Annotated in this window: 26 protein-coding genes and 1 riboswitch; of the genes, 1 reads left to right on the plus strand and 25 read right to left on the minus strand. The window is 45.0% G+C overall.

What is annotated here, in order from left to right:
- Positions 1-2: 2 nt before the first annotated feature.
- From BBH88_RS14695 to BBH88_RS14800, 22 genes are all read right to left on the minus strand, one after another.
- Positions 3-1,196, minus strand: coding sequence for an acetyl-CoA C-acetyltransferase (locus BBH88_RS14695; protein WP_065536592.1), 1,194 nt, complete (start codon positions 1,194-1,196; stop codon positions 3-5).
- 342 nt (positions 1,197-1,538) lie between these two features.
- Positions 1,539-3,674: a (Fe-S)-binding protein gene (locus BBH88_RS14700; RefSeq protein WP_006829266.1), complete on the minus strand. Its 2,136-nt coding sequence runs from the start codon at positions 3,672-3,674 to the stop codon at positions 1,539-1,541.
- Positions 3,675-3,951: 277 nt separating this feature from the next.
- A complete protein-coding gene (locus BBH88_RS14705) occupies positions 3,952-4,629 on the minus strand; it encodes a hypothetical protein (protein ID WP_006829267.1) in 678 nt (225 codons plus the stop codon).
- Positions 4,607-5,101, minus strand: coding sequence for an ECF transporter S component (locus BBH88_RS14710; RefSeq protein WP_006829268.1), 495 nt, complete (start codon positions 5,099-5,101; stop codon positions 4,607-4,609). The genes BBH88_RS14705 and BBH88_RS14710 overlap by 23 nt, the downstream gene beginning before the upstream one ends.
- Position 5,102: 1 nt before the next feature.
- A complete protein-coding gene (locus tag BBH88_RS14715) occupies positions 5,103-5,693 on the minus strand; it encodes a cob(I)yrinic acid a,c-diamide adenosyltransferase (RefSeq protein ID WP_006829269.1) in 591 nt (196 codons plus the stop codon).
- Positions 5,665-6,093 carry a bifunctional adenosylcobinamide kinase/adenosylcobinamide-phosphate guanylyltransferase gene (locus BBH88_RS14720; protein ID WP_006829270.1) on the minus strand — a complete coding sequence of 143 codons (429 nt, stop codon included), beginning with the start codon at positions 6,091-6,093 and terminating at the stop codon, positions 5,665-5,667. The genes BBH88_RS14715 and BBH88_RS14720 overlap by 29 nt, the downstream gene beginning before the upstream one ends.
- Positions 6,045-6,629, minus strand: a complete 585-nt coding sequence (locus BBH88_RS14725) for a histidine phosphatase family protein (RefSeq protein WP_006829271.1) — start codon at positions 6,627-6,629, stop codon at positions 6,045-6,047. Before BBH88_RS14725 ends, BBH88_RS14720 begins: the two co-directional genes overlap by 49 nt.
- Positions 6,602-7,372 (minus strand): adenosylcobinamide-GDP ribazoletransferase, encoded by a 771-nt coding sequence (gene cobS / locus BBH88_RS14730; RefSeq protein ID WP_006829272.1) that lies wholly within the window; start codon positions 7,370-7,372, stop codon positions 6,602-6,604. The genes BBH88_RS14725 and cobS overlap by 28 nt, the downstream gene beginning before the upstream one ends.
- Positions 7,369-8,826: a cobyric acid synthase gene (locus BBH88_RS14735; protein ID WP_065536591.1), complete on the minus strand. Its 1,458-nt coding sequence runs from the start codon at positions 8,824-8,826 to the stop codon at positions 7,369-7,371. The genes cobS and BBH88_RS14735 overlap by 4 nt, the downstream gene beginning before the upstream one ends.
- A 4-nt stretch (positions 8,827-8,830) precedes the next feature.
- On the minus strand, positions 8,831-9,379 hold the full coding sequence (locus BBH88_RS14740; protein WP_006829274.1) for a bifunctional adenosylcobinamide kinase/adenosylcobinamide-phosphate guanylyltransferase: 549 nt from the start codon (positions 9,377-9,379) through the stop codon (positions 8,831-8,833).
- On the minus strand, positions 9,361-10,440 hold the full coding sequence (locus BBH88_RS14745) for a pyridoxal phosphate-dependent aminotransferase (protein ID WP_006829275.1): 1,080 nt from the start codon (positions 10,438-10,440) through the stop codon (positions 9,361-9,363). The genes BBH88_RS14740 and BBH88_RS14745 overlap by 19 nt, the downstream gene beginning before the upstream one ends.
- Positions 10,427-11,380, minus strand: a complete 954-nt coding sequence (cbiB, locus tag BBH88_RS14750; RefSeq protein WP_006829276.1) for an adenosylcobinamide-phosphate synthase CbiB — start codon at positions 11,378-11,380, stop codon at positions 10,427-10,429. The genes BBH88_RS14745 and cbiB overlap by 14 nt, the downstream gene beginning before the upstream one ends.
- Positions 11,377-12,843 (minus strand): adenosylcobinamide amidohydrolase, encoded by a 1,467-nt coding sequence (locus BBH88_RS14755; RefSeq protein ID WP_006829277.1) that lies wholly within the window; start codon positions 12,841-12,843, stop codon positions 11,377-11,379. Before BBH88_RS14755 ends, cbiB begins: the two co-directional genes overlap by 4 nt.
- A 2-nt stretch (positions 12,844-12,845) precedes the next feature.
- Positions 12,846-13,838 carry a FecCD family ABC transporter permease gene (locus BBH88_RS14760; RefSeq protein WP_040852101.1) on the minus strand — a complete coding sequence of 331 codons (993 nt, stop codon included), beginning with the start codon at positions 13,836-13,838 and terminating at the stop codon, positions 12,846-12,848.
- Positions 13,831-14,808, minus strand: a complete 978-nt coding sequence (locus BBH88_RS14765; RefSeq protein ID WP_006829279.1) for an ABC transporter substrate-binding protein — start codon at positions 14,806-14,808, stop codon at positions 13,831-13,833. Before BBH88_RS14765 ends, BBH88_RS14760 begins: the two co-directional genes overlap by 8 nt.
- Positions 14,809-15,313: 505 nt before the next feature.
- Positions 15,314-15,500: riboswitch (cobalamin riboswitch) on the minus strand.
- 46 nt (positions 15,501-15,546) lie between these two features.
- A complete protein-coding gene (gene argS, locus BBH88_RS14770) occupies positions 15,547-17,208 on the minus strand; it encodes an arginine--tRNA ligase (RefSeq protein WP_006829280.1) in 1,662 nt (553 codons plus the stop codon).
- The gene (locus BBH88_RS14775) at positions 17,208-17,615 is read right to left on the minus strand and encodes a YwiB family protein (protein ID WP_006829281.1); all 408 of its coding nucleotides are present in this window, start codon (positions 17,613-17,615) and stop codon (positions 17,208-17,210) included. The genes argS and BBH88_RS14775 overlap by 1 nt, the downstream gene beginning before the upstream one ends.
- Before the next feature lie 203 nt (positions 17,616-17,818).
- Positions 17,819-19,024 carry a cation:proton antiporter gene (locus BBH88_RS14780; RefSeq protein WP_006829282.1) on the minus strand — a complete coding sequence of 402 codons (1,206 nt, stop codon included), beginning with the start codon at positions 19,022-19,024 and terminating at the stop codon, positions 17,819-17,821.
- 314 nt (positions 19,025-19,338) lie between these two features.
- Entirely contained in the window at positions 19,339-19,836 is a 498-nt protein-coding gene (locus BBH88_RS14785) for an antibiotic biosynthesis monooxygenase family protein (protein WP_006829283.1), read from the minus strand.
- A 275-nt stretch (positions 19,837-20,111) separates the two neighbouring features.
- Positions 20,112-20,984: an agmatinase gene (gene speB / locus BBH88_RS14790; RefSeq protein WP_006829284.1), complete on the minus strand. Its 873-nt coding sequence runs from the start codon at positions 20,982-20,984 to the stop codon at positions 20,112-20,114.
- 3 nt (positions 20,985-20,987) lie between these two features.
- Positions 20,988-21,821 carry a spermidine synthase gene (speE, locus tag BBH88_RS14795; RefSeq protein ID WP_006829285.1) on the minus strand — a complete coding sequence of 278 codons (834 nt, stop codon included), beginning with the start codon at positions 21,819-21,821 and terminating at the stop codon, positions 20,988-20,990.
- 430 nt (positions 21,822-22,251) lie between these two features.
- Positions 22,252-22,770 carry a YwhD family protein gene (locus tag BBH88_RS14800; RefSeq protein ID WP_006829286.1) on the minus strand — a complete coding sequence of 173 codons (519 nt, stop codon included), beginning with the start codon at positions 22,768-22,770 and terminating at the stop codon, positions 22,252-22,254.
- Between the two features lie 61 nt (positions 22,771-22,831).
- On the opposite strand from BBH88_RS14800, the gene BBH88_RS14805 reads away from it, so the two are divergent.
- Positions 22,832-23,017, plus strand: coding sequence for a 2-hydroxymuconate tautomerase (locus tag BBH88_RS14805; RefSeq protein ID WP_006829287.1), 186 nt, complete (start codon positions 22,832-22,834; stop codon positions 23,015-23,017).
- Between the two features lie 385 nt (positions 23,018-23,402).
- Here BBH88_RS14805 and BBH88_RS14810 read toward each other — a convergent pair whose 3' ends face one another.
- Genes BBH88_RS14810 through BBH88_RS14820 form a run of 3 tightly spaced genes read right to left on the minus strand, consistent with a single transcriptional unit; the run spans position 23,403 to position 26,078 of the window.
- Positions 23,403-23,897 (minus strand): YwgA family protein, encoded by a 495-nt coding sequence (locus tag BBH88_RS14810; protein WP_006829288.1) that lies wholly within the window; start codon positions 23,895-23,897, stop codon positions 23,403-23,405.
- Positions 23,898-25,202 (minus strand): HD domain-containing protein, encoded by a 1,305-nt coding sequence (locus tag BBH88_RS14815; protein ID WP_006829289.1) that lies wholly within the window; start codon positions 25,200-25,202, stop codon positions 23,898-23,900. It lies immediately after the preceding gene.
- 54 nt (positions 25,203-25,256) lie between these two features.
- A complete protein-coding gene (locus BBH88_RS14820; RefSeq protein ID WP_065536590.1) occupies positions 25,257-26,078 on the minus strand; it encodes an octanoyl-[GcvH]:protein N-octanoyltransferase in 822 nt (273 codons plus the stop codon).
- Between the last annotated feature and the right edge of the window lie 137 nt (positions 26,079-26,215).

Genomic DNA, 26,215 nt, shown 5'->3' on the forward strand with positions numbered 1-26,215 from the left:
ACTTATTTTGCCTCCTTAGGAACTTCGATCATAACCGCGTCGCCTTGTCCCCCGCCTGAGCAGATTGCTGCGATGCCGATGCCGCCTCCGCGGCGTTTTAATTCGTAAGCGAGTGTCAAGATAATGCGTGCTCCGCTTGCCCCAATCGGATGACCGAGTGCTACAGAACCTCCATTGACATTGACTTTTTTAGCGTCTAACCCAGCAATTTTCGAGCTGGCTAAAGCGACTGCTGCGAACGCTTCATTAATTTCGAACAAATCAATGTCATCCAGCGATTTGCCCGTTTTCTTTAATAGCTCGTTAATGACAATTCCAGGCGTTTCAGGGAAGCGATGCGGCTCAATCGCCACTTCTGTATGAGACAAAATATGTGCCAATATATTTTTCCCTTCGTTTTGTGCACGTTCTTCGCTCATTAAGACCAGTGCTGCTGCACCGTCATTAATGCCAGGTGCGTTTCCGGCAGTAATTGTACCGTCTTTACCGAATGCTGGCTTTAATTTTGCTAATGCTTCAATTGTTGAATTGGCGCGCGGAGCTTCATCCACATCAACTGTGATGGGATCTCCTTTACGCTGAGGAATTTTAATTGCAACAATTTCTTCAGCGAATAAATCTTTCGCTTTAATCGCAAGTTCATGTGAACGAGCTGACCATTTATCTTGCTCTTCACGCGTCAAGTCGAAATCTTCAGCAGTTGAGTTGCCGTAAGTTCCCATGTGGACCTTGTCCGGATGGAATGAACAAGACAAGCCATCATGGACCATGCCATCAATGACTTGAGCATCTCCCATACGAAGTCCCCAGCGTGCTTTTGGCAAATAATAAGGCGCATTCGACATGGATTCCATGCCACCCGCGACAATAACTTCTTCATCACCTAAACGAATGATTTGGTCTGCCAATGTGACACTGCGCATGCCAGATGCACAGACTTTATTGATGGTTTCAGACTTTACGTTATAGGGAACTCCAGCTTTTGTCGCTGCCTGACGAGAAGGAATTTGCCCTTGCCCAGCCTGGAGGACGTTACCCATGATTACTTCTTGAACATCTTCAGGTTGAATAGCTGCGCGGCTCATCGCGGCTTTGATCGCTTCTGCACCAAGTTCACTTGCCGTCAATGTACTCAAGTTACCTCCGAATTTCCCGAATGCCGTACGTGCGCCATCAATAATAACTGTTTTTGCCATAATAATTTTCCTCCCCCGTGATACTTTCTTGTAAACGGTTTCAACTATTTCAAAAAAAATTTAACTTCTTTTTTATTTTGCTCGGATCTTGTGCAAACCAGCTACGCTTTCCTGTAGACCCAAAGCGTCCAGCTGGAGCAATTTCTTCGTTAATTTACTTGGTTATTTTAGCGACTGAACGCTCGCTCGATTTTTATCCAAAAGAAAAGGGAGCACTTTACTCCCTTTCTTTTTATTACTTATGCTGTTATTCTACTCATTTTTCTGTGATAAATCAATTATTTATTGCTGGCCAATGAATTTCCTGATAAGAAACCGAGAAAATCTTTACCAATCTTTTGGTTATTGGACAATTGCTTCTGGTTCTGGTGTTGCGTTTCCAAGAACAGCCATTTCCAATAGTTCAGCTACATCGTAAGTTCCAACTTGCTCTTCAACTTCCTTCGCTTTTGTACCATCTGACAGCATGGTCAAGCAATACGGACAGCCGGAAGAAATCATCGTCGGGCTAACTTCAAGTGCTTGTTCGGTACGGGCAACGTTGACGCGATGTCCTACGTCTTCTTCCATCCACATCATTCCGCCACCAGCTCCACAGCACATGCCATCTTCTCGGTTGCGAACCATTTCAACTAATTCTACGCCTTCGATCGCTTTTAGTATTTCACGCGGTGCGTCGTAGACATCGTTGTAGCGGCCGAGATAACAGGAATCATGGAAAGTGATCCGTTCGTTCACCGGGAATTGCGGTTTCAACCGGCCATCTTGGACCAAGTCAAACAACATTTCAGTATGATGGTAGACTTCAGCTTCGAAACCAAAATCCGGATATTCGTTTTTAAAGATGTTATAAGCGTGCGGATCGATCGTCACGATCTTCTTGATTTCAGCTTTTTCGAATTCTTTGATATTGGCTGTCGCCAGTTCTTGGAACAAGAATTCGTTTCCAAGACGGCGTGGCGTATCACCCGAGTTTTTCTCTTTGTTTCCGAGAATCGCAAACTTCACGCCAGCTTCGTTCATTAGGCGTGCAAATGACAAAGCAATTTTTTGTGAACGACTGTCGAATGACCCCATCGAGCCAACCCAGAATAGGAATTCGAACTCTTCGCCTGCTTTGTTCATTTCTTTTACTGTCGGAATATGGATATCTGGACGTGCATCTCTCCAGTTTTCTTTTTCTTTCCGGTTAAGGCCCCATGGATTTCCTTGGCGTTCGATATTCGTCATCGCGCGTTGAGCATCCGGGTTCATTTTCCCTTCTGTCATTACTAAGTAACGGCGGAGATCAATAATTTTATCTACGTGCTCGTTCATAACTGGACATTGATCTTCACAGTTACGGCAAGTCGTACACGCCCAAATTTCTTCTTCTGTAATGACGTCTCCGATTAAGCTCGGGCTGTAAAGATCGTCGATGCTAATACCTTCAGCACCAGCAGCCATTGCTAATTGATTTCCTTGCGTATTATTAAATGCCATTGCCGGCACCCAAGGTTTTTTCTGCGTCATGACTGCACCCGTATTTGTCAGGTTGTCACGAAGTTTTGTTATTAAGTCCATCGGAGACAGCATTTTCCCTGTTCCTGTTGCCGGACACATATTCGTACAGCGTCCACATTCTACACATGCGTAAAAATCGATCATTTGACCTTGAGTGAAATCAGTGATTTTCCCGACACCGAATGAAGGCATCGCATCTGGATCTTCTTCATCTTCCATTTCTTCAAAGTTGATCGGCTTCAAGCGACCTACATGATCCACTCTGTGGAACCACGTGTTGACTGGGCCGAAGACCAAGTGTGCGTGCTTGGATTGCGGCACATACACTAAGAATGTCAGCAAGAACAAGAGATGAGCCCACCACATCACGTAGAAAATCGAAATTGTTGCAGCTTCAGGTAACCAAGCAAATGCGACAGCCACTAGAGAAGCAACTGGTTCAGTCCAGGCAGCTTCATGCCCGTGCCAGATCATGTTCATTCCGTTACCAATTAGCACGGTCACCATCAATCCACCAATGAAAATGAGCACAAGTCCTGATTTCCATCCGCGCTTCAAGCGAACAAGCTTTTCAATGTAACGTCTGTAGAATGCCCAGATCACTGCAACCAGAATCGTTAATGTGACGATTTCTTGGAAAAAAGTGAAGGCCGGATAAAGCGGACCTAGCGGCAAATGCGAATCCGGTGACAGGCCCTTGATAATAAAATCAATGGCGCTTGCCTGAACTAGCAGGAAGCCGTAGAAGAACATAACGTGAATTGTCCCGCTCTTCTTATCCTTCAATAATTTCTTTTGGCCAAAAACATTGACCATGACTTTACGCAAACGCTCGCTAAAATTTTCTTCAAACTCGACTTTTTTCCCGAGTTTGATGAAATCATATCTCGACTTCAACAAATAGATGAAGAGATAAACTGCGTAAGCGGTTACAGCTATGAATAAAACCCAGTTTGCAATTAACAATGGTTCCATCGCGATATCCCCCTTGTGATTATATTCTAAAAATAACTTACTTAAAGTTTACGTGAATGACAGCAGCTTGTCGATACTATGTTCTATATTAAAATATGAATGAGCATTCAGTCAACTCATATTTCGAATAATTTTAAAATTAGTAAAGACTGCTTGCGCTGAAATGAGGAAAATTAGTTGATTGAGTGCTGAAAGAAGCTGATTAAACAAGGATCTTAATTTTCTACTCTGCAAGCCAAAAAAAAGCATCATCCAAAAGAATGGATGATGCTTTTACCTATTCAAACTCTATCGAAAAAAGACTTTCCCCAAAGTAACGCTGAGCGCGCTCAGCGTTACTTTGCTGCACACCGACCAAAACACAAGTCGCCGGACCGCCAGAAGTTTCTACGTCAAGAGCAGTGGACATTCCCACACGACGCTCCATCAATAACTCGAACTCTTGCGCAATTCCTTTTGAGCCGACTGGCCAGACGCGTTCGATTAACGCTATTTCCAATGCTTTTTTGATAGAACCAATATCCGCGATTTGATTCGCTTTAGTCCGTACTTCTTCCCCGACGAGTGGAACACCGTAAGCAAACCAACTTAGAGAGTCTGCTGGCACGAGATTTCTTTGTTGTTTGCCAATCATTGTAACGGCGATGCCCGATTGCAGCGTCGGCATATTGCTTTCTGTACTTCCTGAAATTGATGGCAATACCGTTTCTGCTTCAGTGAATAGCTCGGTTAGACCAGCGACATAATCGTCCCATTGCGAAGCTCCACTAAAGTTATGTAGCAGCACTGCTTCTGGTTCGCTACCTGCAGCCCATTGTTCAAGTAACGCAACGCGGGCCGCAAACTTCGCAGTAGTGGTATTAGAAGCAAAGACGACGTCGTGTTGCTTTTCACCAATTCCTGCTGCATTGTCCGAGGTAATGACAAAGCCATCAATCCATATTTCGTGACGCATGATGTGAACCTCCGCTAGTTTTTTGAACATAAGGCATTAAAAGAGCAGCAACCGCTGCATTAATGGAAGCAGCAATTAACAGTCCTGGTACGGACGCATAAAAAAATGCGGGCGACAACAAGAAGTAAAACGGCACTGCCGCCACTACTCCGTTGCCGATAACAAATGCCAGCCATTTCAGCCAAAGCTTGCCTGCTTGATGGAGTTTTGCGAACAGCCAAACGACAATCCACATTTCGACTGCAATAATCAGATGAAATGGCCCAAGTGGCATACCGCCGAACAGCGCAGAAATTAAGTGACCAAATGCTGCAATGGTCCCCGCAAGCGGTGCTGAGAAAAAGAGCACTGCAACTAATGCGGGCATCGCATCGAGCGCGATGGACGCGACGCCGAGTGGAATTTTAATCATTCCACCGATTGCCGATAAACTAATAAATAACGCCGCAAGCGCTAATTTTTTTGTCGTCATCTTACTCGGCCGATTTCTTGCCGCGTCCGCCGCCCTTAAAGACTTTAGCGCTACGAACATACTCGTTATCTGGCACACCAGCACGTGAATTGACAACACGCGATGCCGCAAATAGATAATCCGACAGACGGTTCAAATAACGTTGAACTACTAGCGGAAATTCTTCTCCTGACTTCATCAACGTCACCGTTTGTCGCTCAGCACGACGTGTAATCGTACGTGCAATATGCAATGTTGCGGCGGCTGGTGATCCTCCAGGCAAAATAAAACGCTCAAGTAGTGGCGGTTCTTCCATTAGTTCATCGATGCGTTTTTCTAAAACTTCAACGGGTTCTTCCGTCATCTTAAAGTTAGGCTCTTTTCGAACGTCAGCTAAATCGCCTCCGCAATCGAATAATTCGTTTTGTATCGCTTCTAAATCTTCCAATAAATCAGCGTAAGTTTCAGGTGCCAATTCAGTCATCGCTTTGCCAATAAACGAATTCACTTCGTCAATAGTGCCATATGCTTCTACGCGCGGTGCATCTTTATCCGTGCGTGCTCCGATTAAACTAGTTTGCCCTTTATCCCCTGTTTTCGTATAAATCTTCATCTTGATCCGCCCCTTTTATTGTTTGTGGAATGCCGTACCAAATTCGTGTAATACTTTGTGCTTCATGAAATAAAAATTGATACAACCGGCCAAGAACGTCGCGCATTTCACGCTCGATCCGTTCAGTCGGCACGATGCCGCGATTCAAATCTGTTAGCACCCAAATTTGCTGCAGCTGTTTCTGACCAGCTATTTTTCTTACTTGCTCCATCATATACTGTTCTGAAAAACCTTGTTCGAGTTGCTGTCTCACCCAATTTTCTAAACCCGCAATAACCACGTTTTCTAAAGTTGCCATTTCAGGTAGCCGGGCTTCATTCCAGTCGACATTGTGGTTTTTCAATTGCTCTTTTACGTATTGCCGTTTGCCGTTAAAGGCTCCACCGAAAACGATGTGCATAATGCATGCTCCTCGAACGCTTGGCGGCTTTGCCACGTTAACATGTGGCAGCCACCATGCAGCGCAATTTGGTCTTGAAATTTTTCACCCAAAGCCACGGCAATCAAGTAGCGAATCGGTCCGCCGTGGAGAACGAGCGTAATCGCCTGGCCTTCTGGCAATTTCCGTATACCTCGTTCGACCCGCTCCGCCATGTCAGCGAGACTTTCACCATCTGGCGGCCTGATCTGCCAAGGGTTATCTATCCAGTTACGATACAGTTGACTGTCCTTCAGCTCGTCGTAAGTTTTCATTTCCCATTGACCAAAATGACATTCCCGAAAATCTCTGTTCGCTCGGTAAACTGCATTTGGAAACAACACAGCAGCTGTTTCTCGACACCGCTTTAAATCACTGCCCATAATTGTTTTCACCTGTAAATCAGGCGTGGCTCTAAAGGGCAAAATGGATTCATCGGTCCACCCGATATAGCGTTTTTGCTGATTGCCTCGTGTAGCGGCATGGCGAATTAAACGAAGAACAAAAGACTGGTCCATACTAAAATCTCCACTCCTTCCACATAAGCACCGAACAAATCACCTGTTACACCACCAAAATTCTTTAGACACCAAATACGGTACAGCCAAAGTGAACCAAATAACAGCACCAGCAGAATCAGCGCAGTCCAACTAGTTGTACTCCAAACGATCACAGCAAAACTGATAATCATCCATGCAATCGTGAGTAGCCATACGATCTTATGATTTGTCCGTCGCTGAAAGAATGCTGCGAGTCCATCGGGTTTCGCTGACTTGGTTGAGCTAAACAATGCCAGCAAGCCAATTCTCGAAAAAACGGGGATGAATAAAACCACTACTAGAGAAACTGAGTCTATCGATTCTGCTACAAGAATAATTTTTCCGATAATCGCCAGTAGTAATACCATCGTACCAAAAGCACCAATCCGTGGATCACCCATGATATCCAACCGTTTTTCCCGGTCCTGATAGGAAAAATAAGCATCACTCGTATCTGCCAGACCGTCCATATGCAATCCGCCGGTTAGCGCCATGCCGATTGCGACAACTGCAAAGCCGATTAGCAATGAACTGACATCCGTCGCGTCACGTAACAACCAGACCGACACTGCTAGAATGCTGCCAAAAAGGATCCCTACTAGTGGCAGCATCGTGTACATCGTAGTAATATGAACTTTTTCCATTGGTAGTTGTTTTTTCACTGGGATCACTGAAAAAAATTGAAGCGCCAATAAAATGCCTGTTCTTACCTGCCGGCTCATTGGTCGGTTCCCATTATTTCTGTGACTTTCTGCCAGTCGAGGTGACTTTTAACATGTTCGGCCCAGCGATCAAAAGGATCCTTTACTGCTTCAGGTGAAGGTGTTGATAGATTTTTCTGCTTCCGAATGGGTGCGAGAAACGCAGTTCGGCAGTGTAGATCCCGAAAAAATCCATGCAAATGTGTGCCTAATAGACGATTATGAAAATAACCTTCTCCCATATCTCCATAATGCATAAGCGGATAATCAGACCCTGTCACTTTGCCATGATGAATTTCGTAACCTGACACTTCGACTTCTACATCTGCAAACTTCACTGTCCCCCTATGTCGTTGAACATTTTTTTGTTTTTCAAAATCGACGCGCATAGTTGGAATCATGCTAAATCCTTCTTCATTTTCTACTGCCGTGCCGTCGTGACCTTGTGGATCTGTTAAGGTTTCAGCAAACATTTGAAATCCTCCGCACAAACCGACGATCCATGTATTGCCATGCAGTTCACTCAATTTAGTTCCAAGTCCTTGTTCTTTCCAGTACCGCAAATCGGCAATGGTGCTTTTTATGCCTGGCAGCAACAAGATATCCGGCTGTCCAATTTTCTCAACCGTTTCTGCCCAGCGAACGGTGATATCCGGCTCACTCAGAAACGGTTCGACATCCGTGAAATTTGAAATATAGGGATGTCTGCAGATGACCAACTCAATGCCGCCTTTAACACTGGATAAACGCTGCACAGCTTCTACACCGAGCGAATCCTCCTGCTCGATTTCATGGCTGTCCATATAAGGAATGACCCCGAGTACCGGGATGCCGGTATACAATTCTAGAAAACGGATACCCTCTTCAAAAAGCTGTACATCGCCTCTGAATTTATTAATAATTAGACCCTTTACGCGTTCTTTTTCTGGTATTAAGGTGAGTGTTCCGACAATTGATGCAAAGACGCCACCTCGTTCAATATCGGCAACTAAAATCACTGGAACATCTGCACGTTTAGCGACAGTCATATTGACCAGTTCCCGATCGTTCAAATTGACTTCGGCGGGACTGCCAGCTCCTTCAATGACCAAATGCGTAAAGTTTTTTTTCAGATTTGCCAAAGCGTGATCGATTGCCGCTAGTCCTTTTTCATAAAACTGCGCTCGGTAATCCATGCCATCCATCGTTTCGATTTTTTTGCCGAACAAAATTACTTGAGACTTCATACCACTTTCAGGTTTCAGCAAAATTGGGTTCATGTCTACAGTTGCTAAAATACGTGCCGCTTCCGCCTGAACACCTTGCGCGCGGCCAATCTCTTCGCCAAGTACTGTGACATATGAGTTGTTCGACATGTTCTGCGATTTAAAAGGAGCCACTTCGAATCCTTTATCAGAAAGAATTCGACAAAAAGCTGTGCAAATCATGCTCTTCCCAACATCTGAAGCGGTTCCTTGAATCATTATTCCGCGCATTTTTTCACTTCCTTCTAAATGACAAACCGTTTTCCATCTCAAACGCTCGATCGGCTTGCTGAACGAGCCAAATGTGGATACGCCCGAGCCAGCTTTGGTACAGTTCATCCCGCACAAAGTCGTCCAACACTTCATTTGAGACGATTGTCAACGAATGGACTGTGTTCATCATTTCCAGAATTGTCTCTTGCAACTTACTCCATTTCTGTTCCATGCAACCTACCGTGTTAGCACACGTTCCCCCTGTTTCCCAGCCTTCATAAAGTTCATTAGCAAGCCAAGTCGTCACGCAATCCCATAGTACCAAGTCGTCGGGCGTAAGCTTCTCTAAAACACTTTCCATACTGTAGGCTTGTTCAATTGTTAGCCACCCGTCTTGCTGACGATCTTTTCGGTGACGTTCAATCCGCTCTTTCATTTCTTCATCATAGGCTTGTCCACTAGCCAAATAGACTTTCCGACCTTTTCCAGAAGCACGTGCAACACTTTCTGCGTAGGCGCTTTTGCCACTGCGGACACCGCCGCTAATAAAAATTAATTCGCCTCGAGCCATCCCGCAATCGCCTCCCGAAGTTTTTCCATCTTTTCTGGCGATTTCATGCCAATTCGAAACCATTTGCCGTCCATTCCTCTGAACGATTCAGTATGTCTCAAGACGATGCCTTTCTTTAACAGGTCTACGAAGAACGCTGGAGAGTCATTAGGATTTGGCAGCTGAAACGACAAAAAATTAACTGCAGAATCACTTATCCGACAATGGTTAGCTGCGAAAAACTGCTGCATTTTCTGTCGTTCATTTGTAGCCGCCTCGATGACCTTTCGCCGATAAGCGCTGGCCATCAGGCAATCGGCACCAATGGCAGCGGATAAAGCATTAACGTTCCAGTGCGCCGCTCCTTGCTTTAATTGATGGATTTTTTCGGTCTGACTAACCACATAGCCCAGTCGCAATCCCGGTATAGCATACATCTTGGTCATCGAGCGAACAACAATGACATTCGGATATTCTTCCAAAAACGGTATAAAAGAAGCCTGTTCTCCAACAAAATCGATAAAGGCTTCATCAAGCACCAGCTCGCAGTTTTTTTCTAGACAAGCTTGCGCCATTTCTTTGAGAGTTTTGATTTCTAACAAGATGCCTGTAGGATTCTGCGGGTTGCAGATATATAGTGCCGTGCAGTTCAGAATTGCAGGTTCAAGATTTTCTAGCGTTAATCGCCAGCCGTTTTCCGGTCCTAGCTGAATCGCTTCTATCTGGACATTTTCCGCTTCTAGCGTCTGACGATATTCAGAAAATGCAGGTTCGACCAATACCACTCTCTGATTTCGGTATCTTCTAGCCAACCAAGTGAAAACCTCGGCTCCGCCGTTTCCTACAGCCAATTGACTACCTGTGACCTGATGAAATTCTGCAGCCTTTGTACGAAATGGCTCGCCGTCCGGATCTGGATAGGAGCCAACTTTTTTCAGCATTTCGGGCCATTGTTCCGCTAAAAATGCAGGTGCTCCGAATGGATGGACATTTTCACTGAAATCCAAAATCTGTTGAGGCGGGATGATTCCGGCCTGTTTATATAGGCGCAGCGGATTAGCTCCGTGATTAGGCAATTCCAAGCAAAACTCCTCCTAAAGCGAATAAAATAAAAAAACCGATAGTGACTCGTTGCATATGACTGACAGCCTCATGAATATGATGTGCTTCTAAAGGATAAACGGACGTCCCCATACGCGCACGATAGGACTCGACTCCACGGTAACGATTCACCCCGCCAAGCTCAATACCCAATTGCACGGCAGTTGCTGCTTCTAGCCAGCCACTGTTCGGGCTTGGGTGCTTTGGCGCATCCTGTAGCCACTTTGCAAAGCGCTGACGTAAGGAAAGTGTCTGTTTATTTTCTGTCATGACCAAAATCAAAAAGCCTGTTAAACGGCTTGGAATGAAATTCAGCATATCATCGGCTTTTGCTGAAGCAAAGCCGAATTTCTCATATTCTTCATTCTGATAACCGACCATTGAATCGAGTGTATTGACCGCTTTATACAGCCATAACCCAGGTGCTCCAAGCAAAAATGCCCAAAATAATGGTGCTGTCACACCATCGCTGGTATTTTCAGAAACTGTTTCAACAACGCCTCGCGTAATTTCACTTTCATTCAAATCAGCTGTATCTCTGCCGACGATCCATGACAATTTTTCACGTGCTAAGGCAATTTTTTTATTCATCAGCGGATTGTAAACATCCATGGCTGCATCTTTCAAACTTTTCTGGGCCAGTCCTGAAGCGATGAACAGGGCTTCCAGGGCAATTCCTGCAAAGATATTCACCGAATAAGCCAGTGCGACAAATGCGTAAACGATTAGAAACACCGTAAAGGCAATAGTTCCTAGCAACAAAAAGCCATTTCGAAAATTGTTCGGTCCATGATTCCATCGATTGGTCAGCTTGCGAATTGCTGTACCGATCCAGCGAACCGGATGTGGCCAATTTGGTGGGTCTCCAACGATTCGGTCGATGGCTAAGCCCAAGGCAATTGCGATGAGGTGTGACATCATAAGCTTTTCACTTTTGCGAGCTCGTATAATTTGAGCGCTTCGACGGTGCACTCAAAAACGCCCACGCCAATTAATTTTCCAAGCTCGGTAATAGGACCGGCGTATGGCAATTTTTCGCCTTGCTGCGTTGCCGCAACCAAACAACTATCGGTCGATGTTCCGGTGGCAATTGTACCGGTCAGTGGATCTTTAACTTGCTCTTGCTGAAGTGCTTTCGTTTTGGCTTCAGTCGCAGTAATCATGGCTTGGATAAATGCTTCATCCGATAAAATTCCGTTAACCAAGATCCATGTGTTGATCGTACCAACACGCAGCGTGCGTTCTACGGCTTTTGAGACATCCACGCCGTTACCAACGCCTGCTGTCACCGCAATGACGATTGATCCGAAAAGACCTTCGTATTCTTTAACGATGACGTCCTGCGTTTGGACCGCTGTCATCATCCCTACTGTATCCGTGGTCTTTAACTCATTACCTGCAATATAATCAGTCATTTCTTGAACGCTATCATCTACATTATAGAAAGCATCCACGTGTCGGTTCATGAAATTTCGGAACCATCCAGAACCTGCATTGACGACTGCCGAAGAAACCGTTTTTAACGGAATAGGACTTTGATACAACACCATTTCTTTAGAAATCTGAAATTCTTCTGCACGAATCAGGGCGATGGCTGAAGCGTTTTTGACGCCTGGCAATAAAGTAATTTGTGGCTTCGGCAATTCCGGATGCGGATGATTGCTGACTCGTGTATGATAAACTGCTCTGATGTCTTGTTCTCGAACCACTTCATGTGGTTCACCGATCCGGACAACTTGGCCCCGGTCGAGCAACAGCAATTGATCGCAATACATGGACGCTAAATTGATATCGTGAAAAATAGAAACAATGGTTAACTCTTTTTCAATGGCTTGCTTTTTAATGGTATCGAGCAATTCCTTTTGATGGTTGATATCTAAGTGGTTAGTTGGTTCATCTAATAGTAAAATGCCAGCATCTTGCGCTAATGCTTGTGCCACAAAAACACGTTGTTGTTCGCCGCCAGACATTCGGTCGATTTGAGTTTGTTCGTAATGATTGATATCCATCAAACGCATCGCTTCCATGACAGCATACTCATCTTTTTCCGACCAGGAAGAAAACCAGCCACCTTGATGAGGATATCTACCAAGTGATACTGTTTCCCGGACGGTATGTGAAAAAGCGTGCGTATGTAATTGAGGCAATACGGCCATTTTTTTGGCCAGTTCTTTTGCTGAAAAATCTGCGATCGACGTACCTCCGATTCGGACTTCTCCGCCTTCAGCTCGCAATACACCGCTAATTAATTTCATTAAGGTCGATTTGCCGCTACCGTTCGGCCCTAAAATACCGAGAATAGAGCCTTTCTTCACAGTAAAAGATACATCTCTTACGATATTTTTATCACCGTAGCCACCTGTTAGACCATTTATTTCAAGCATTGTTAAACCCCTCCTTTGCGCTGCCGGAAAAAGATAAAGGCAAATACCGGTGCGCCGATAAACGCAGTAATGACACCAATTGGCAACTCTGTTGGCGAGATAATCGTTCGTGATACTAAATCACAGACGATCAAAAGAGCGGCACCGTTAATAAATGACAAAGGCAAAACGTGGCGGTGATCCGATCCCCACAATAAACGGGTCATATGCGGAACTACCAATCCGACAAAGCCAATCGTCCCAGAAACTGAAACAGCTGCGCCTGTTAGTACTGACCCCCCAATCAAAATCGTCATTTTGCTCTTTTTGACATCTACTCCCAGATGCTGAGCCCGTTCTTCGCCAAACAACATGGCATTCAGTTCACGGCGCTTCAGCCACAGAATGAATGACCCAATTAATACGAAAGGCAGTGCCATTCGCACATATGGCCATCCACGCATTGATACACTACCTAGAAGCCAGCCGATGATTTGGCGCAACTCTTCTCCAGTCAATGCAATCATCAGTGAAATGATCGAGCCGAGAAATGAACTAAAGATGATACCGGTCAAAATAACAGTCTCCATTTTCATAGAACGATCCACCATCTTTGCAAAACTCATGACGGCAAACATTGTCAACAAGGCACCGATCATACTCATAACCGGCAAAGTGAATGGGCCTAAAAACGGAATGGAAATCCCAAAAAAGAGCGTCATCACAGCGCCGACTGAGGCACCGGAAGACACTCCCAGGGTGTAAGGATCGGCTAATGGATTTTTCAGAAGCCCTTGGAATGCGGCACCAGCAATTGCCAGTGCCGCACCGACGAGTCCTGCCAAAATCACACGAGGCATACGGATATTCCATAAAATATTAGCCGCTGCTTCGTCCGATGAAGGATTCCATAGTACCACTGGGGAAATAGATACCGTTCCGACCGTTACCCCCAACAATACGGCACCTATTAAGATCAGCAGCGAGACGCTGTATGCCAGAACATTTTTACTCATTAAAAACATCAGGATAAACTGCTTGCGCCATTTCCATCAAACCTTCCGACAAGCGTGGACCTGAACGGGTGAGCATATCCGAATCCAAGCTGTAAACAGCGTCAGCTTTAACAGCAGCTACTTCCGCAAAACCGCTGCGTGACTTGATTTGACCGACTGCATCTTCAACATAGCCGCCTTCTGTTGTAATGATGACGTCAGGATCGGCCGCAACAATGGCTTCCGGGTCCATACTGACCCAACCTTTTAAATCACCAGCTACATTCTCGGCATTGATGAGCGTCAGCATTTCATCCATGAAGGTTCCGCTCCCTGTTGTGAAAATATCCGGCTGGCTGCCGACTTCTAAAAAGACGGTTTTCGGCTCTTCAATTGTCGATGCAAGTTCTTCGATTTCAGCCACTTGGACTTCCATTTCTGATACTAAGCTGTCCGCTTCTTCCATACTACCTGTCGCTTGTGCGATTGTTGTAATCGAATCATAGACTTCTTCAAAACTAGCCGCATTTTGGACGACGAATACTCCGACGCCGGCATCGCGTAATTGTTGCAATCCAGCATCGCCAACACCTAGACCAGATTCATGCGCCAGTACTAAGTCCGGCTGAAGGCTAATGATTTTTTCCACATTGAATTCCTGACCGCCGATTTTTTCAATATCTGTGGTTTCTTCTGGATAATTGTCGAAATCTGAAACGCCAACTATTTTTTCACCCAGTCCTAATTCATAGGCGATTTCTGTATTTGATGGAATCATTGAGACAATTGCTTTAGGCTCTTCTTCAATAACAACTTCATCGCCAACTGCGTCCGTCAATGTTACAGGAAATTCAACCTCCGCTACTTCTGTCGGTGGTTCTGCTGGCGTTTCGACATCTTGTGCTTCTTCTGGCGTTGCCGTCTCTCCGCATCCTGCCATTAAAACTGCAGCCAATCCTGCTGTTGCACCAAACTTCCAAAAATTTTTCATCAATAAAATCCCCTTTAGTAGTAGTATCGTTATTTTGTTGCGGTAAGATGAGCCGCTTCGCTATACTTCCTTATACTATTTTAGTGCTAGTTGAACCAGTAACTTAACTAAGAGTGAAAAAACGAAGAAATCACTCAAGGCGGATGCTTTAGGCCCACAGCATGTGGGTCATGCAACTGGATGCCAATTGCCAAGGACGCAGGAGTCGCCACCTTTCGTTCTTTTTGATAAAAAATCCTCAGCTTCTTTACCAAAAATCTACTTCTTTATTTGTCACATGTTGAAATAGGGAACAAACCAGTGGAGACTCCCGCGGGACAGCGAGACAGACAAGACCCCGCAAGGAGCAAAGCGACTAAGGAGGCTTGTCGCTCGCCCGAAAGCGGAGCTGGTTGGTTCCCTATCCACAATTCATAAAAACACAAAATCCCCCGCAACGTTCTGCGAGAGATTGAAAGGACGCCATAAAAAAGCATGCGCATCCAGCCTTTCCTCGCAGGCATATGGGTGTGTTGTCATAAAGGCAGGTCTCCTGGCTTGTGATCACCGGTTTCTGCACCTTCCCAAAGCGTTGCTTCAGTGGCATTTTGCAGATTCCTCTCACATACAGTGGCGGGACCGCGCCGGAGTTAAACCGGCTTCCCTTTTAACTCATGTTCTTAGACATAAGCACCTTTATGAATCATTATCATATTCTATTTCTTGTCTTCATTATACACATAAATGATTGACTGTCTCTTACATTTTTTCAGGAGCTTTGACACCGACTGTTTTCAATGCATTAGCTAAAGTTGTTTTCACAGCTGTGATTAACGCTAAACGAGCACTTGTCATTTCAGCGTTTGATGCATCCAATACTTTATTGGCGTTATAGAAGCTATGGAAATGTGACGCCAATTCATGAATGTACGTAGTGATTCGGTGAGGTGCGCGCTGTTTGGCCGCATCCGCGATTACTTGTGGGAAATCACCGATTTTCTTCAGGACATCAATTTCTTTTTCAGAAGTCAATAAATTCAAATACTCTTCTGATGCCAATAAGCCTTGCTCTTCTGCTTGGCGCAGAATTGAAGAGATCCGAGCGTGAGCATATTGCGAGTAGTAAACTGGATTTTCATTGGATTGTGAAACAGCCAAATCCAAATCGAAGTCCATATGAGAATCGCCAGAGCGCATTGCAAAAAAATAACGGACTGCATCCAAGCCGACTAATTCGACCAGTTCGCGCATCGTTACTGCTTTACCGGTACGTTTGCTCATTTTCATTTTTTCGCCGTCTTTGTACAATTGCACCATTTGGATAATGCTCACTTCAAGTGTGTCGCGGTCATAACCGAGTGCTTGGATCGCTGCTTTCATGCGCGGAATATAGCCGTGGTGATCTGCCCCCCAGACATTGATGAGCTTACCAAAGCCGCGCTGCAACTTATCTTCGTGGTAAGCGACGTCAGGCATCAAGTATGTGTACGTGCCATCGTTCTTGATCAGCACACGGTCCTTGTCGTCTCCGAAAGTCGTCGAACGGAACCAAGTGGCGCCGTCTTCTTCATAGACATGGCCGTTTGCGCGCAGTTTAGCCAAGGCATCGTCGATCTTACCGTTTTTGTAAAGAGACGATTCAGGGTACCAGACGTCAAATTCCACACGAAAATCCGCAAGGTCCTGCTGCAATTTTGCCAATTCGACTTTCAAACCGTGCTGGCGGAATGCTTCAAAGCGCTCTTCATGAGTCATGCTGACAAATTTTTCGCCGTGTTCTTTGACTAGATCACTTGCGATATCTTTAATATCTTGTCCGCGGTAGCCATCTTCTGGCATACTGTCGCCTTTGCCGAGTGCTTCAAAATAACGTGCTTCGATCGACAACGCCAAGTTGTTGATTTGGTTGCCAGCATCGTTGATGTAATATTCGCGAGAAACTTCGTATCCTGCAAGATTTAATACATTACACAGTGAATCGCCAACTGAAGATCCGCGAGCGTGACCCAAATGCAGATCGCCGGTTGGGTTAGCCGATACGAATTCCACTTGAATGCGTTCGCCAGCACCTGCTGTTGAACGGCCGTAATCAGCGCCTTGCTCCAGCACAGTTTGCACAACATCTTGCAAATAATCTTTTTTGATGGTGATATTGATAAATCCAGGTCCAGCAATTTCTACTGTTTGAATATTCGCCGCATTTTTGTCGAGATTTTCTACAATCGCTTCTGCAATTGCACGAGGTGGCTTTTTCGCCAAACGCGTTAATTGCATGGCAATATTCGTAGCGTAATCGCCATTCGCTTTGTCTTTTGGCGATTCGAGGCGAACTTCAACCGGTTCGTTCGTCAATTCTGCTTTTTCAATCGCTTCCGCAAATGCTGTCTTGATCGCGTGCTGAACTTTTTCTACTGCATTCATCATTTAGCCTCCATAAACTGTATTTCCATTTCGTATTCGCCGACATGTTCTGACCCTAACGCCATATCGTATCGGACCTTGAATCGTGTATCGCTGATCAACAGCTCATGCGCTTTCGTCGTCAGCATAAATGATCCTTGTCCATTCGTCAGATTGCCAGTTTGTTCTTTATGTAATAAAAAAGGTAGCCGCATCTGCAGGCCGCCGCTTCTCATGATCACTGCTTCATCTTCCTGAAGTTTGACGGTCGTCCGGATTTCAAGATCGTCCTGCTGCTCCATATATTGCAGATAGCGCAGCTTGTTTTTTTCCGTCAACGTTCCGTGAGATTCCAGCACCATCACTTGCTCTTCCATATCCGGCTGGCGGATCGTCGTCGTCAGTTTGATCGTCACTGTTTTTTGCATGCTCTCCGCCTCCCCGTCAAATAATAACCTTTTCATTATAGCCCGATTCACCCGGCTTTTTCAATACGGCACAACATTGTTTGCTCCAGATCTTTTTACCGGAGCGCAGTGAGTTGCAGCTCTATTATAAAAGCCGATCCACAAATTTCTGGATCGGCTCGTTTACACATAATTCACTTTTTTCCCAAACAATCGATTGCCTCTTATTTTTCCTGCAGCCCCAGTTTTTTAATCAGCGGTTTGATTGTTAAGCCCTGGACTACCAAAGAAAAAAGGACGACAGCAAAAGTCAGCAGCAAAATCGTTTCACGTCCTTCGAAATCTGTTGGAAGACTTAAAGCCAAAGCAATCGACAAACTGCCTTTCAGTCCGCCCCAATTCAATAAAATCCGTTCTTTCTGATTCAAAGATTTGGCGGGCATTGTGCTGAAGAACAGAGCAATGACTCTCGCCGCAATAACGATAACAATGGCTAATAGAATAATCGGCCATTGGCCAGAAAAATCGATATTGCGAATTTCCAGTCCGATAATTAAAAAGATGAGTGAATTTGCGATAAGGGTAATGACGTCCCAGAATGAATTAATATTGCGTTTCGTCGTCTCGGACATCCCGATTTTTCCTCCATAATCGTTAAAGACAAATCCTCCTGCTACTACAGCGATTATTCCTGATATGTGAAGGTGTTCGGCGATAAAGTAACTGCCAAAAAACAATAATGTGGAAATCGCAATTTCAAAAGGATAATCGTCATAAAAGCGGATCACCTGTGAAAAGAGGAAACCAAGGATCACTCCGACCAGTATCCCCCCTACAGCAAAACGAAGAAACAGCCAGACTCCGCTCCCTAAACCTGCCCATCCCATTTCAATATAAGTCAGCAAATAGACAGACGAAATTTGAAAGAGAACAATGGCGATTCCATCATTGAAAAGAGATTCTCCTTCCATAATTGTTGAAATCTTTTCTGAAACCCCAGCTGATTTAAAGATGGATAATACACTGATTGGATCGGTTGCGCTCATTAAAGCAGCAAACGTAAAAGCTACTGCAAGAGGCAAGCCAATAAGCAGATGGGTCGAGAAACCGATCAAGACAAAAGATAGGAAGGTCCCACCCAGCGCAAGTCCAATAACTGTCCCTTTTCGCTTATACAAATGATGAAATGGAAGCTTTAACGTAGCATCTCCGAGCAGAATAGGTAAAAACAAGGAAATGATGATCACTTGAAAAACTTCCGATTGGGTAATGAATTCTTCCGCCTGGTCAATGAAAGGAAATGGTAAGCTGGTGGTTCCCAAGAAAAGACCCACTAGAACCAGCGCGATTGTATCGGGTTGATTGATTTTTCTTGCGATACCGACGACTGTTATCGCAATGGCCAATAAAATTAAAATTTGGATGAACACCTCATCAAACTAATGCATAGGCCACTTTCCTCTCTGTTCGATTGTTTACTTTCTCTATATCTCCTATCACTCGTTACTAAACGTCTCCCTCTAAAAGTTCTGGCTTCAGGTTCGTTCAACGACTAAAAAACAGTCTCCAATTGAGGAGACCGTTCATTTTTCTATTTTTTCTCATCAACCCCAATTTCTCACCAGTTTTCTCGTTAAGTTTGCTGTCTAGCTTGAACAATCCGACCCGATTAAAACAATGAGTATATCGAATAGGACTGATATACGCTCTGTTGATTTCCTCCATACAAAAAATTAAGATTTACTTATCTCATATAGGTCGTTACAAAAGAAGGGCGCGGAAAAATATTCGGGCGTTTGTCGATGCCTTCCGCTGTACCACGCTTAGCATGTGCATGACCGTACGCCTGCGATTCCTGCCAATCTTTGAACGATTGCTCGTCTTTCCATAACGTCAAAATGGCATAGGTGTCCGAATTCAACGGACGCAATACGCGGATGGCTGCAAAACCAGGTTCTTTCTCAACCATTCCCGCTCTATTCTGGAAGCGCGACTCGAAAAGCTCCCGCCCATCTTCTGTCACCGGAATATTATTGAACACCGCATAGTAGCCGTCGTTGATATCCCCCACAGCATTCAGCACCTCATAGGATTCCGCTCCCTGTAGACCAGGCCCACCTTCAGCTTCATAGAGTAGTACCGCTTCATCATCATTCACCAGGTAAATCAGGCGTGCATTTGCCAGGTTCGCCATCAGCTTCACTGCCTGATCGCGATGGCCCGTCCATTTATAAAGTTCCATTGTTAGCACCTCTTCCAGATAATTAGTCTTTCTTATCTTACCGTTTTCAAATGAAAGATTCTAATTTTGGAGCCTTTAAGTATTTACCTATTTCTCTGATCTCCCATAATTAAAAAGAACAAAAAAGTCGACCCGGAACTTTCCAGGTCGACTTTCTATTAGCAATATTCCAGCGTCTAGCTCTTTGGGGCATAAGTCAACCCACTTCGGAAATCAGGATTTCCTGCGTGTTCTGCCTTAAGCCTGTCGGGACTGAACAGCCGCTTGCGCTTTTCTTACTTAACCCAACCCAAAATCATTTCGCGCATCAGCTTGCTTGCTGTGTTGGCGGTTTGATCGGAGTGATCGTAGACAGGTGCTAGTTCTACCAAATCAAAACCGACGACGTTGACGCCTGATGCTGCAATGGCATGGATAGAAGCTAGTAATTCGCGAGACGTGATACCACCTGCGTCGACTGTGCCCGTGCCCGGTGCGTGCGCAGGATCTAATACGTCCATATCGATTGTGACATAAACGTTCCGTCCTTCGAGTGTTGGCAATATTTCTTTTAAAGGCTCGAGTACTTCAAATTTTGAAATGTGCATGCCTTGTTCTTTCGCCCAATCAAATTCTTCTTTCATTCCTGAACGGATGCCAAATGAATAAACATTCTTCGGTCCAATGCGATCCGCAATTTTACGGATTGGTGTTGAGTGCGAATATTCTTCGCCTTCGTAGTTTTCGCGAAGGTCTGTGTGCGCATCAAAATGAATGATTGCTAAGTCGTCGTATTTGCTGGCGACTGCTTTCATGACTGGCAATGACACTAAATGCTCGCCGCCCATACCCACTGGGATTTTATTATCAGCTAAAAGTGTGTGAACGTAAGTTTCGATTTCCGCTAAGCTTTTTTCCGGATTGCCGAATGGCAACGGAATATCGCCCGCATCAAAAAACTTTACGTCTCCTAGTTCGCGGTCAAGATACGGGCTGTATTCTTCCAGACCGATTGACACTTCACGAATTTTGTTTGGGCCAAAACGAGACCCTGGACGGTAGCTGACCGTCCAGTCCATCGGCATGCCGTAAAGAACGGCTTTTGATTCTTCGTAATTCGGATGGCTTTTGATGAATACTTTTCCTGAATAGGTTTCGTCAAATCTCATTGTTTATTCTCCTGTTAACTCTTTCACGAATTTCGGCAATACGAAAGCGGCATTATGCAACTCAGGAGTGTAGTACTTCGTGTCGATTTCATGGAAGCGTTCAGCTGGAACTTCTAACGGATTGTATTTTTTCGAACCGATTGTGAATGCCCATAAACCGCTTGGGTAAGTAGGGATATTCGCCAAATAAAGCTTCGTGATAGGGAAAATTTCTTGAACATCACGTTGAACTTGCTTGATCAAATCTGCTTTAAACCAAGGGTTATCGGATTGCGCCACGAAAATACCATCTTCTTTCAAGGCTTTCGAAATACCCGCATAGAAGCCTTTCGAGAACAGATTCACTGCCGGTCCGACCGGTTCAGTTGAATCAACCATGATAACGTCAAATTCGTTGTCAGATTCAGCGATATGCATAAAGCCGTCTCCGACGATCACTTCAACGCGTGAATCTTCCAAACCTGACGCAATGCTTGGCAGGAATTTTTTCGAGTACTCGATGACTTTTCCGTCAATATCGACAAGTGTTGCTTTTTTGACAGACGGGTGTTTCAGGATCTCACGGATGACACCGCCATCTCCCCCGCCAACTACTAATACGTTCTCCGGGTTCGGGTGCGTAAACAACGGAACATGCGCGACCATTTCGTGATAGACAAACTCGTCTTTTTCAGAAGTCATGACCATGCCGTCCAAGAACAGCATATTGCCCCATTCCGCTGTTTCTGCCATTTCAAGAAATTGAAATTCCGTTTGTTCCGTGTGAAGCGTCTTGTTGATCTTCATCGTAATCCCGAAATTCTCTGTTTGTTTTTCTGTATACCAAAATCCTGCCATCTATAATCAAACTCCTTTTCATTCTGAATAAAATCCACTTAAAAAAGTATAAGTGTTTTCGAAAAAAGTGCAATATTTTTTTCCTATTCCTCTTTACCCGATGAAATTACCGCTACACTAAAAATAAAAAGGTTTCCTGTACAGGGAATTTTTTCCCTTCACAGAAAACCTTTTTAAAGCCTGATGGTGCAGAGAAAGAGACATGAGGCATTGGGCTTGGGTTTTATCGCAATGGCTCACAGCACTTGCTCGCTATCAGGTGTCCTAGCTTTCTATTGAAAAGCTATAGTTCTAGTGTACTGCCTTTTAAAGACAACTTCAACCATCCATTGGAAGCAAATTGAAATGTCATATTCTGTTCAAAAAACTGCATTTTTAATAGATATTCCACTTTTACACTTGAGCAATTTATTGGCCAAGTGGAATTCTCTTATTTGCAACCCAGATCTTGATGAAGCTGTTCTGCGCTGCGCTGCCACATTTCAGGGTTATGAGACTCCAGATATTCAGCGAGCACTTTCTTCGATGAGTCATCCATTTGATCGACAAGAATTTTGCGCTTCATCGACTTGTCCATGCGGTTGACGTGATCAGCTAAATTCTTATAGCCACGGCGTTTCTCACGGTTGACCACCATTTCGCACGCAGCAATGCCTGCGTAATAAGGACCTTCTGGATTAAAATCGATGGTGATCCACACGAGCCAATAATCTTTTCCACCCGCCGAATCTTCCGGATTAGTAGTAAATTTGATGCCGCGCTCTACTTCACTGCGGGCATGCATCGCACCGATATCAATGAAAGCTTCCTGCTCTTCCACGTCGATGAACAGCGGAGAGACGTTTTCCAGGGATAAAGACCCGATGCCGTAGCCTTTATGGCCGCCCGTCGGATCGTTTTTTATAATGGTAAAGCCTACTTTTTGTTTTGGTTTTTCTTCGTTCGCCATTGTCTGAATCCTCCGTTCTGCTATGATGATAGTATTCTTAAGAAAAGGAGCTGTGTCCATTATGCCATACGTAACTGTAAAAATGCTCGAAGGCCGCACAGAAGACCAAAAACGTGCACTTGTCGAAAAGGTATCCGAAGCTGTTTCTGAAACAACAGGCGCACCTATCGAAAATGTTACCGTCTTTATCGAAGACTTGAAAAAAACTGACTACGGAACAAAAGGCAAACTCTTTAGCGATCAATAGAGAGGCGGAAATGGCCAAAAGCTGAAGCTAACCTAAAATCGCGACTTCCTGTCGCAACGGTTAGCTGACCCGCATCCTGCGGGCCCCCGACAGGCATAAGGCAGACCAGCAGTGTGGCGTTCTTTGCCACACAGTTGGGTTGACTTATGTCCCGAGGAGCTAGGCACTTGCAACTGGACAGTAGAAAAGTGAAAGCAGCCGTGTAGATTCGACGGGCATAAGACGCGCTGGCGAAGCGGCGTATTTTCAGCCGCACAGCCAGCGTGACTTATGACCCTAGAATCTGGCTGCTGGAACTAGACACCGAGAAAAGTGAAAGTGCCTGTTCTATTAATAACTACTCAAAAACTTCCGTAACGGGAGTTTTTTTCGTTCGCCCCTTTTCCTACGAACTTAATTCCTCTATAAAAGCGAAAGCTTCATCTATTTCCTCTGCCGTAAAGTTCAGCTTTCCTTTGACAGCGTGAAGCTTGTCGATCTGTTCCTGACAGCTTAAATTGTCAAAATACAGGAGTGTTGCAGTCAATTCCAGAAATCGACCGCTTCTGGCATTCAGTTTCCCGGCGGTCATTGGGGTATCCAAAATGGATTTGCCTAAAACCTTGCGGAACTCCATGCCCTCTTCCGTTACAGCGTATTTATATTGGACGTAAGAGCCTTTATCTTCCAATGCCTCTGACAAAAAGCCCATATCGCATAATTCCTCTACACGAGCAGTCAATTCCTCCGAATACGGCCCATAAATATGGAACTCATATTTTTCTTGAAACGGCATGTCCATCTTTTTCATTATATAAATCATTTTTTGCAATTTCTTGCGGCCGGTTACACCTTCCGCGATGGCAATAAAGTCCACGATTTTTGCATGTTCCTGGAGCAACTAGACCCCTCCTTCTCGAAGCATTTCCAAAATCTGCTGCTTGATGGCTTTTTTCTTGCCATCAATCAATAGCTCAGCTGGAAAATACAATTTATAATCGGTTCTGCGTTTGCCTGAAATGGCGTCCACAATTTGTGACAACCGCGATAATTCCTTGATGTCGCCGTTCGGCATCAATAGATGAATCGGCAGGCGTTCTTCTTCCTCGCCCGGACGATAAAAATCGTAGGGCAGATCGGATGTCGAGTCATCAATCAAATAATACTCTGGGTCGATACCGGCTGAACGAAATAGTTCCTCCAATTCGCCAAGCTTTTTGTAATTATTAGCGGGATCAAAATCGACATATTGGAACAAGCGCCGGTTGACGAATCGATCGCACAAGTCCGAAAGAATCGGATCGCGTTCGGTCATCCATAGTTGGAAATAAGTCATTAAGACACCTTCATCTAGCGCCAAATAATCTTTCAACGTAAAGCTGCGGTCAAAAAATGACAAGAAATGAGTTGGAGGCTGTTCAAATTTATAGCCGCTTTCGCTCAGTTCCTTCGCACGCTGTAAAATTTTGCGCAAAATGACTTCTGCGCTGCGGGCAACCGGATGGAAATAGACCTGCCAGTACATCTGGTAGCGACTCATGATGTAATCCTCGACAGCGTGCATGCCGCTCGATTTGATGACAACTTGATCATCCAGCGGGCGCATAACGCGCAGTATCCGTTCCATATCAAAATGGCCGTAGGAAACCCCTGTATAGTAAGCGTCACGCTGAAGATAATCCATGCGATCCGCATCGATCTGACTAGAAATCAATGACACAACTTGTTTATTCGAATAGGTTTTGGCGATAACTTCGGCCACTTTCGTTGGAAATTCTGGTGACACCTTCTGGAGAATTTCATTGACTTCGGTGTTTCCAAGCAAGATTTTTCGCGTAAATTCTTCGTGGTCGACAGCAAATACTTTTTCAAATGAATGCGAAAATGGACCATGCCCCAAATCATGAAGAAGTGCTGCGCACAAAACGACGAGGCGTTCACTTTCATCCCACTCAGGACGGCCATGGAAAATATCATCCGAAATTCTGCGGACTATTTCGTAAACGCCAAGCGAATGGTTGAAACGGCTATGTTCCGCGCCGTGAAATACTAAATACGAGGTGCCCAATTGCTTGATCCTGCGCAAACGCTGAACTTCACGTGAATTGATCAGGTCCCAAATCACTTGGTCGCGCACGTGGATATACCGATGAACCGGATCTTTGAAGACTTTTTCCTCAGCTAATTTTTGCGTTGCGTAGCTCACCCGCGCACCTCCAAATTTTTCATGTAACAGTTATTCTACACCAGTGCCACGCTTCTATTCAAGAGAGCGTTCTAGCATTTTGCGGTTGCGTTCAACTACACGATCCAAATAAAATCCGTACAATTCCGTCTCATTGGGCTGCAGTGGCATCGGTGCCGGTGCGCCCATTAAAGCATGAAGGTCTATCACGACTTCTTGTACCGTAATATTTCTGCCCAGCAGCTCACTGAGTGACGCCATCGTTTCGGGTTTTATTTCAGGATAGATGAATTTCGTTTCTTCACCCTGCAGCCCTGCTTTATAAAAGTCACGGATAACTTTTGCACGTTCTGAACCGCTGCCGTCTACGCATAGATAAACCTGAACAGCAATACCGCGGCGAATCCGGCGCTGTGAGATGCCAGCAAATTTCCGACCGCCAATGCTAAGGTCATAAGATCCCGGGCAGTATGAGCCAACGATTTCGTAGGCATCGATAGCGGCTTCCGGGAACAATTCTTCCACCAAATCAAGCATCAATTCGTAACCTGTCGAAATGTCGATAGCGTTATCTTTTTCCGACAGTACTAGCGAAATGTTCAGAACACCAGCATCCAACACTACCGCCAGTCCGCCTGAGTTCCGGACAATCGGCTTAAAGCCGTGTGCTTTCAGCGCGTCCATGCCTTCATCAATATGCGGCAGCCGGTGATCCTGGATGCCTAAGACAACTGTGTTATCGTGAACCCATGTGCGGACAGTTGGGGCGCTTTTCCCCGATCCCACCAATTCGCATAATGTATCATCCGCTGCAAACGACTCAAGCGCAGAACGGCTTTTGGCGCTCAGGGATTGGTCCCAGAAACGCCAGGATGTTTCTTCAAAAAATAATGGCATACCCATTTCTCCTCTTCTTGCAATTCCTTGTCTCCAGTTTACCCTTTTCAGCATCCGCTGAAAACCCGTATGCGCCATGTCGAATTGGTGACAGCCAGTAGTTTTGAAGGAAGTTGGAGCAGCGTTGTGATAAACTG

This window comes from Planococcus antarcticus DSM 14505 (assembly GCF_001687565.2).
Classification (GTDB): domain Bacteria; phylum Bacillota; class Bacilli; order Bacillales_A; family Planococcaceae; genus Planococcus; species Planococcus antarcticus.

Coding starts and splice junctions, on each gene's coding strand:
- BBH88_RS14695 (WP_065536592.1), bottom strand. CDS start 1,196: ATGGCAAAAACAGTTATTATTGATGGCGCACGTACGGCATTCGGGAAA.
- BBH88_RS14700 (WP_006829266.1), bottom strand. CDS start 3,674: ATGGAACCATTGTTAATTGCAAACTGGGTTTTATTCATAGCTGTAACC.
- BBH88_RS14705 (WP_006829267.1), bottom strand. CDS start 4,629: ATGCGTCACGAAATATGGATTGATGGCTTTGTCATTACCTCGGACAAT.
- BBH88_RS14710 (WP_006829268.1), bottom strand. CDS start 5,101: ATGACGACAAAAAAATTAGCGCTTGCGGCGTTATTTATTAGTTTATCG.
- BBH88_RS14715 (WP_006829269.1), bottom strand. CDS start 5,693: ATGAAGATTTATACGAAAACAGGGGATAAAGGGCAAACTAGTTTAATC.
- BBH88_RS14720 (WP_006829270.1), bottom strand. CDS start 6,093: ATGCACATCGTTTTCGGTGGAGCCTTTAACGGCAAACGGCAATACGTA.
- BBH88_RS14725 (WP_006829271.1), bottom strand. CDS start 6,629: ATGGACCAGTCTTTTGTTCTTCGTTTAATTCGCCATGCCGCTACACGA.
- cobS (WP_006829272.1), bottom strand. CDS start 7,372: ATGAGCCGGCAGGTAAGAACAGGCATTTTATTGGCGCTTCAATTTTTT.
- BBH88_RS14735 (WP_065536591.1), bottom strand. CDS start 8,826: ATGCGCGGAATAATGATTCAAGGAACCGCTTCAGATGTTGGGAAGAGC.
- BBH88_RS14740 (WP_006829274.1), bottom strand. CDS start 9,379: ATGGCTCGAGGCGAATTAATTTTTATTAGCGGCGGTGTCCGCAGTGGC.
- cbiB (WP_006829276.1), bottom strand. CDS start 11,380: ATGATGTCACACCTCATCGCAATTGCCTTGGGCTTAGCCATCGACCGA.
- BBH88_RS14755 (WP_006829277.1), bottom strand. CDS start 12,843: ATGCTTGAAATAAATGGTCTAACAGGTGGCTACGGTGATAAAAATATC.
- BBH88_RS14760 (WP_040852101.1), bottom strand. CDS start 13,838: ATGAGTAAAAATGTTCTGGCATACAGCGTCTCGCTGCTGATCTTAATA.
- BBH88_RS14765 (WP_006829279.1), bottom strand. CDS start 14,808: ATGAAAAATTTTTGGAAGTTTGGTGCAACAGCAGGATTGGCTGCAGTT.
- argS (WP_006829280.1), bottom strand. CDS start 17,208: ATGAATGCAGTAGAAAAAGTTCAGCACGCGATCAAGACAGCATTTGCG.
- BBH88_RS14775 (WP_006829281.1), bottom strand. CDS start 17,615: ATGCAAAAAACAGTGACGATCAAACTGACGACGACGATCCGCCAGCCG.
- BBH88_RS14785 (WP_006829283.1), bottom strand. CDS start 19,836: ATGGAACTTTATAAATGGACGGGCCATCGCGATCAGGCAGTGAAGCTG.
- speB (WP_006829284.1), bottom strand. CDS start 20,984: ATGAGATTTGACGAAACCTATTCAGGAAAAGTATTCATCAAAAGCCAT.
- speE (WP_006829285.1), bottom strand. CDS start 21,821: ATGGCAGGATTTTGGTATACAGAAAAACAAACAGAGAATTTCGGGATT.
- BBH88_RS14800 (WP_006829286.1), bottom strand. CDS start 22,770: ATGGCGAACGAAGAAAAACCAAAACAAAAAGTAGGCTTTACCATTATA.
- BBH88_RS14805 (WP_006829287.1), top strand. CDS start 22,832: ATGCCATACGTAACTGTAAAAATGCTCGAAGGCCGCACAGAAGACCAA.
- BBH88_RS14820 (WP_065536590.1), bottom strand. CDS start 26,078: ATGCCATTATTTTTTGAAGAAACATCCTGGCGTTTCTGGGACCAATCC.